4 protein-coding genes are annotated in these 5,322 nt (G+C 66.6%); 2 read left to right on the top strand and 2 right to left on the bottom strand.

Translation table 11 applies throughout. The features are described from left to right. Window positions 1-461: 461 nt before the first annotated feature. Together ACWEO7_RS37875 and ACWEO7_RS37870 are read right to left on the bottom strand one after the other, a co-directional pair. Window positions 462-863: a nuclear transport factor 2 family protein gene (locus ACWEO7_RS37875; protein ID WP_452430470.1), complete on the bottom strand. Its 402-nt coding sequence runs from the start codon at window positions 861-863 to the stop codon at window positions 462-464. Window positions 864-930: 67 nt separating this feature from the next. After that, the gene (locus ACWEO7_RS37870; protein WP_452430468.1) at window positions 931-1,899 is read right to left on the bottom strand and encodes a helix-turn-helix transcriptional regulator; all 969 of its coding nucleotides are present in this window, start codon (window positions 1,897-1,899) and stop codon (window positions 931-933) included. Between the two features lie 63 nt (window positions 1,900-1,962). Here ACWEO7_RS37870 and ACWEO7_RS37865 point away from each other — a divergent pair, with 63 nt between their 5' ends. Together ACWEO7_RS37865 and ACWEO7_RS37860 are read left to right on the top strand one after the other, a co-directional pair. Then, window positions 1,963-4,251: an ATP-binding cassette domain-containing protein gene (locus tag ACWEO7_RS37865; protein WP_452430466.1), complete on the top strand. Its 2,289-nt coding sequence runs from the start codon at window positions 1,963-1,965 to the stop codon at window positions 4,249-4,251. A gap of 38 nt (window positions 4,252-4,289) precedes the next feature. Next, entirely contained in the window at window positions 4,290-5,168 is an 879-nt protein-coding gene (locus ACWEO7_RS37860; RefSeq protein ID WP_452430464.1) for a glycosyl hydrolase family 32, read from the top strand. The last annotated feature ends 154 nt before the right edge of the window (window positions 5,169-5,322 follow it).

The raw sequence follows: 5,322 nt of genomic DNA, 5'->3' as shown, positions 1-5,322 counted from the left end.
TCCACACGGGGGTATGAAGAGCCGAAACCAAAAATAATTGGCACTGACATTCATCGACACACTATTGAGTTCTCAAAGAACACACGCACACACATTCAATCCGAATTACTTCGGACCTTCAGTGAGGCAACTTTTCCAGCTTAGCTCATTCGTTCACCCGATCAAAATCGGGCTCCCGATCGAGCCAGTGTGATCGCCAGGCGCTCCTCGTCCTACCTCGTTTCCCGGTCCTTCCGCTCGGCGTTTCCGCCTTGCTTCTCGGCTCCGGGTCGGTGTCCGTGTCGCTCTGACCTGGAATAAGTTACGCGGCGGATAACGCTTCGTCAAATCGCCTGTCCAGCGCGCTTTTTCGCAGGTCAGCGGCGTGCGCGCAGCGAAACTGCGGCGTGAATGACACAAGTGTGATTCAGACCACGACAAGATCGATTGGCAGCGCTTCTACGGCAATGCGCCGTCGGCGATCAGCCACCCAGCGGAGCACGGCGCGGAATGACTTTGCGATACGTGATCCGCCAGCCGACGGGTTCTCGCACCACCACGTCCTCATACGTGACGCTTCCGCAGCGACCATCGGCGGCGATCCCGATTCCCTTCGACAACACCTGTGCGCGGTCGGCCTCACTTTCGGTGACGATCACATTCGTGACGTGATGGCCGACCGGATTCGCGTCGCCGAGCGCGAGGGCCGCGTCACGCACAGCGGCGATGGCGCGCAATTCGCCGTATCCCATGGCGGTCAGGTCGTAGACGACCTCCGCGCTGAACAGCTCGTCCATGCGATCCAGTTCGCCCGCATCGATGATGTGGCCGTGCCGGGCGATGAGGTCTGTGATATCGAGGCGGTCTTCCACTGAGAGCGTCATGCGCAGCACCGTAGTGCCGCTTCCCGCATCGGGCAGCCGAGTATCCGCACGCCGCGGCGGCCTTCGCTCAGCCAGGCTTGTCCGCCGCACGAAGCAGCTTGGCGCCGAGCCGGGCGAGCAGGTCTTTCATCTCGACGGGTTCGACGACCTCGAAGTCCAGGTCCAGGTGCGCGATGCGGAGGGCAGTCCACTCCAGCGAATCCGCGGAGGTGCGCAAGAGACAGGTTCGCTCGTCCAGCGGTTCGACTTCCTCCGCGCGAACGCGGAACGTCTCGGCCAGCACGGCGGCGCAGGCATGCACCCGCAGCACCACGGGACGAACCGGTCTGGAGCGCGCCAACTGGCTGGTCACGAAACTCGCCGCGTCGGCGGTGGGCAGCTCGCGAGGTGCGCACCGTATTCCGATCGGCCGCGGTGAGGTCACACGGTCCACGCGGAAAGTGCGCCAATCGGCGCGGTCGACATCCCAGGCGACCAGGTACCAGCGGCGACCCGCCGAGACCAAACTGTGCGGTTCGGCGAGGCGGCTGCTTTCCGTATCGGTCTTGTCGCGGTACCGGAAGCGGATCCGCTCGCTGTCGCGCGCGGCGGCGGCCAGGACGACCAACACCTCGGGATCGATCATCGGACCGGCGGCGGGGCCGCCGAGCGAGACGGTGGTGGCGTCTATCGCGTCGACTCGGCGGCGCAAGCGCGACGGCAGGACCTGCTGCAGCTTCACCAAGGCGCGAGCGGCCGATTCCTCGATACCCGCGACCGCGCCCTGCGCCGCGCCGCGCAGTCCGAGCGTGATCGCGACCGCTTCCTCGTCGTCGAGCAGCAGCGGCGGCAGTGCCGCGCCCGCTTCCAGGCGGTAGCCGCCGATCGCGCCGAGGCTCGCGACCACCGGATACTCCAGCTCGCGCAGACGCTCCACGTCTCGGCGCACCGTCCGCACCGTGACGCCGAGCCGCGCGGCCAGTTCGGGACCGCTCCATTCGCGGCGCGTCTGCAACAGCGACAGCAGCTGGAGCAGTCGCTCGGCGGTCCGGGTCACGTACTCGAGTATGGCCGCGAAGGAGGACAGAAACCGACCTCATCGCTGCCTAGCGTGAGGTTCGTGCATGCAGATCGAGACACCATCAGGATCGTCGGGGCTCGCGAGAACAATCTGCGCGATGTCTCGCTGACGATCCCCAAAGGCAAGATCGTGGTCTTCACCGGCGTCTCCGGTTCGGGCAAGTCGTCGATCGTCTTCGGGACCGTGGCGGTCGAATCGCAGCGGCAGCTCAACGAGACCTTCACCTGGTTCATCCGCAATCGGCTGCCCAAATACGAGCGTCCGGAGGCGGACGCGATCGACAACCTGGCGCCCGCCGTCGTCGTCGATCAGAAGCCGATCGGCGGCAATTCCCGTTCCACGGTCGGGACCATGACCGACATCCACTCCGTCATCCGCGTCCTGTTCTCCCGGCACAGCGTGCCGAGCGCGGGCGAGGCCACGCGCTATTCGTTCAACGATCCGCTGGGCATGTGTCCCGCGTGCGGCGGTCTCGGCAATGTGGTGCGGCCGGATCTGGGCAAGCTCATCGACCGCGGCAAATCGCTCAACGAGGGCGCCATCACCTTCGGGCCCTTCGCGGTCGGAACGTTTCAATGGCAGCTCTACGCCGAGTCGGGGCTCTTCGATCCGGACAAGCCGCTGCGGGACTTCACTACCGAGGAGTGGCAATTGTTCCTGCACGGCAAGGGTTTCCGGGTGCCGCGCAAGAATCGGAACGGCTCGGCGGGAAACAACGCGTACGAAGGCCTGTTGGAGCGGTTCGACCGCCTCTACATCAAGCGTGATCTCACCACGTTGTCGGACAAGAATCGCGAAGCCGCCCGCGCGGTGGTCACCGAGGAGGTCTGCCCGGACTGCGGGGGCGCACGGCTCAACGCCGCCGCGCTGGCGAGCCGGATCGATGGGCTCGGCATCGCCGACTACGGCAGGCTGGAGATCACCGACCTCATCGAGGTGCTCGACCGCCTGGACGATCCGGTGGCTCGGCCGATCGCCCAGGCCGCCATCGCCCGGTTGCGCCGGATCGAGGAGGTCGGGCTCGGCTACCTGTCACTCGATCGGGAAACCGCCACCTTGTCCGGCGGCGAGGCGCAGCGCCTGAAGGTCGTCCGGCATCTCGGCTCCAGCCTCACCGGCATGACCTATATCTTCGACGAGCCCAGCGTCGGCATGCATCCCCGGGATGTGGGGCGGCTGAACACTCTGCTGAGCCGCCTGCGGGACAAAGGGAACACGGTGCTGGTGGTGGAGCACTCACCCGATGTCATCGCCGTCGCCGACCATGTGGTCGACATGGGGCCGGGCGCCGGTTCCCGCGGCGGGCAGGTGGTGTTCCAGGGCACGGTCGATCGCTTGCGGCGTGCGGAGACGCCGACCGGTGCGGGCCTGCGCCGGGTGCGGCGGGTGAAGGAGGACGTCCGCGAGCCGGCGGGATGGCTCACCGTCGCCGATGCCGACGCCTACAACCTGAAGAACCTCACCGTGCGGTTTCCGACGGGCGTGCTCACGGCGGTGACCGGCGTGGCGGGCTCCGGGAAGAGCACGCTGGTGTCCGGCGCGTTCGTCGCGGCGCATCCGCAGGTCATCGCGGTGGACCAGGCCGCGATCGCCGCCTCCCGGCGCTCCAGCCCCGCGACCTATCTCGGCATCATGGATCCGCTGCGTCAGCTGTTCGCCAAGCGGCACGGCGTACGACCGGGCTTGTTCAGTTTCAATTCCGACGGCGCCTGCGGCGAATGCGACGGCGCCGGAGTGATCTTCACCGATCTGGCGTACATGGATCCGGTCACCACGATCTGCCAGGCCTGCCACGGACGCCGATACCGTCCGGAGGCGCTCGCTTACGAGATTCGCGGGGCGTCCATCGCCGACGTGCTGGAGATGCCCGCGGCGGAAGCGCTGGACTTCTGGGCCGCGGAGGGGAACCGGCGGATCGGCACGCCGTTGCGGTCGCTGCTCGACGTCGGTCTCGGGTATCTCACCCTCGGCCGGTCGTTGTCCTCGCTGTCCGGCGGCGAACGCCAGCGCGTCAAGCTGGCCGATCATCTCCAGCGTCGCGCCGAAGCCGCCGTCTACGTGCTGGACGAGCCGACCACGGGGCTGCACATGGCCGATGTCGACGCGCTGGTCGGGCTGCTGGACCGGCTGGTCGACGCGGGCAACACGGTGATCGTCATCGAGCACGACCTGGACGTCGTCGCTCGGGCCGACTGGGTGATCGACCTCGGACCCGACGGCGGAAAGCACGGAGGCGAACTCGTTTTCGCCGGGACACCGGCGGACTTGCTGGCGGACGACCGGTCGCTGACCGCGGAATACCTGCGGCGCAGTGTCGTTGCCCGATGATTCCGCCACCGGGGACGTGATCGCGGCATCATGAATCCATGGCGACACGGGAGGTGGTCCGGGCGGGAGCTTTCGCGCGGATCTACGATCCGAGCGCCGGGGAGTCGGAAGCCTGGTACATCAACGATCACACAATCGTTCGCGACGCTGCCGGGAGGTGGCACCTTTTCGGGATCACCCACCCCGAGCCCGCGGATCCGTTCGACGAGATCGAGTTCGCTCACGCCACCGCCGAACGGCTGCGCGGTTCGTGGACCAAGCAAGCCTCGGCGTTGCGGGTGGATCGGGACTACGGCGAGACGCATCTGTGGGCGCCTTTTGTGCTCGGCGCTCACGGCCGCTACTACATGTTCTACGCCGCGGGCGGCGACGACCGCACCGCCGCGGCGATGAACCTGGCGACCTCGCCCGACCTGTTCCACTGGACCAGATCGGCGGAGGGCCCGCTGTTCCGCGACGGCTACGACGCTCGCGATCCCATGGTGGTGCGAGTCGGCGACCAATGGGTGATGTACTACTGCGCGACCAGCGCCCCGGCGGGTGGTCACCATGTCGTCGCCTACCGCACCAGCGCCGACCTCGTGCACTGGGGCGATCGGCACATCGCGTACACGGACCCGGCCAAAGGCACCGAGGCGGGCAACACCGAATCGCCTTACGTCATTCGGTACGGGGGATGGTGGTACTTGTTCATCGGTCCGCGCCCGCATTACGTCGGCACCGACGTCTTCCGCAGTGACAATCCTTTCCACTTCCGTATCGGCGACAAGGTCGGACACATCGCGGCGCACGCCGCCGAGGTGGTCGACGAGGACGGCCGCTGGTGGATCACCAGTGCGGGGTGGGGCCAGGGCGGGGTACATCTGGCGCCGCTGGGGTTCCCGCAGTCGCGGGTCGTCAAAACGGTTCCGCGCTAAGAACTCAGTTCAGAATGAATCGGTGTGTCGGTTTGGTTTGCCGTGCAATGTCTTTGAGACTCTTGCTGTGGTTGATGAGGTGGTGACCGATGCGTTGTGGGCGAGAGTGGAACCGTTGATTCCGGTGCGGCAGCGGCGGTTTCGGTATCCGGGG

The organism is Nocardia sp. NPDC004260 (genome assembly GCF_053603155.1).
The sequence above is the reverse complement of the archived record's forward strand: the minus strand, read 5'-3'. Positions and strand labels throughout refer to the sequence as shown.